1 rRNA gene and 1 pseudogene are annotated in these 1,660 nt (G+C 67.5%); both read left to right on the top strand.

Going from position 1 to position 1,660, the window contains the following annotated elements:
- A 5S ribosomal RNA gene (gene rrf, locus ACWDUA_RS18400) occupies positions 1-83 on the top strand; the annotation flags it as partial.
- A 598-nt stretch (positions 84-681) separates the two neighbouring features.
- Positions 682-1,660: pseudogene (locus tag ACWDUA_RS18395) on the top strand (HAD-IIA family hydrolase); the annotation flags it as partial.

Raw genomic sequence — 1,660 nt, 5'->3', positions numbered from 1 at the left:
CCATTCCGAACCCGGAAGCTAAGCTTGCCTGCGCCGATGGTACTGCACTTTAGTCAGTGTGGGAGAGTAGGACACCGCCGAACAATTTTTTGGGGGATGCCCCGCAACCTTTGGTTGCGGGGCATTTCTCGTTTCACGGGTTTTCTCGTTGTGATGTCGAGCCCGGTGTCGTCGGGTGGTCGGGGTTGGGCGGCAGTGTCGTCGGGCCGGCAGTGTTGTCGGGTCACGCGAGCGTGTCGTCGGGCAGAGTCTCATCGGACAGGGTCGCGTCGGGGTTGCCGGTGACCGAGTGTCTGTCTGGCGCCTGGATTTGGGGGAACCCGGGTTGCCTGAAAGTGGGGGAAGCCGTCTTTCCCCGAGGTTCGTGTTGTTCCTCGTGGTGCAACACGGGGAGGATCTGGGAAGTCGGGGAAGGAGCTGTTTCCCCTGGTTTCGGGGCCGGCAACCGGTGAACGTTCCCCTGGTTTCAGGAACCGCGCCGTGCCCATGTTCAGACGCGGTGATCGGCGCACTTTCCCCAGGCTTCCGACGACGTCGGACGCGGTCGCGGTGGTCTGGGACAGGCGTCGTTCGCCGATCGACGGCGAATCGGTGACGTGGGCGTGCCAGGCACGCGGTGCGTCGGGCCGGCCGAGTGGGTGGTGTCGGCGTGGTGAGTATGAAGGGCATAGATTGGCAGGCATGAACGATCGCGATCGGAATCGGGGCCGGCGACCGGAACGGTCGTCCGGAAGACCGCAACGCTCCTCCGGCAGGCCCGAACGTGCCGGCAGGCCCGAACGTACGGGTAGGCCCGAGCGTGTCGACGAGCCGCAGCTGCCCGGTGACGTGACGGCGTCGGATCTCGACGGCGCAGTTCGCCGTGACCTCTTGACACTCGACAAGGCGACGGCCGAAACCGTCGCCCGGCATCTGGTGATGGTCACCCACCTCCTGGACGAGGACCCGATGCTGGCGCTGGAGCATGCGCGTGCGGCGCGTCGTCGGGCGACGCGGGTCGGGGTGGTTCGCGAGACCGCCGGCATCGCCGCATACTCCGCGGGAGAGTGGCAGGAGGCGATCTCCGAACTCCGTGCCGCCCGCCGGATCACCGGCAGCGCGGCCCTGCTCCCGCTGATCGCAGATGCCGAACGCGGTATGGGGCGTCCTGACCGTGCCATCGAGATCGCCCGCAGCGATGAGGGGCGACAACTCGACGGTGAGGAGGCCACCGAGATGCGGATCGTCGAAGCCGGCGCCCGCATGGATCTGGGCGAGCCGCAGAAGGCGATCGTCACCCTTCAGCGCGAAGATCTCGCGCCCGGGCGTACCGGAACCACCGCGGCTCGTCTGTTCTATGCCTACGCCTCCGCACTCGAGGCGGCGGGCCGCACCGACGACGCCCTCACCTGGTTCATGAACGCAGCGTCCGCCGACGTCGAGGACGCCACCGACGCCGAGTTCCGACTCATGGAGCTCTCCGGTGTTGCACCGCAGCTCGACGGCGTCGAGCAGGAAGCCGGACCCAAGGAAACGGTTGCCCCGGCGACGACACCCGAACCTGAGGCGCCGGAAGCAGGAGCGCCTGAACAGGTGGACGAACCCGCGTCACCGGAACCCGCGACACCTGCGCCCGTCGCAGGAGCGCCGGAGCCCGTGATCGCTGAACCGGTTGTCACCG

The organism is Gordonia sp. NPDC003376 (assembly GCF_053589235.1).
The sequence above is the reverse complement of the archived record's forward strand: the minus strand, read 5'-3'. Positions and strand labels throughout refer to the sequence as shown.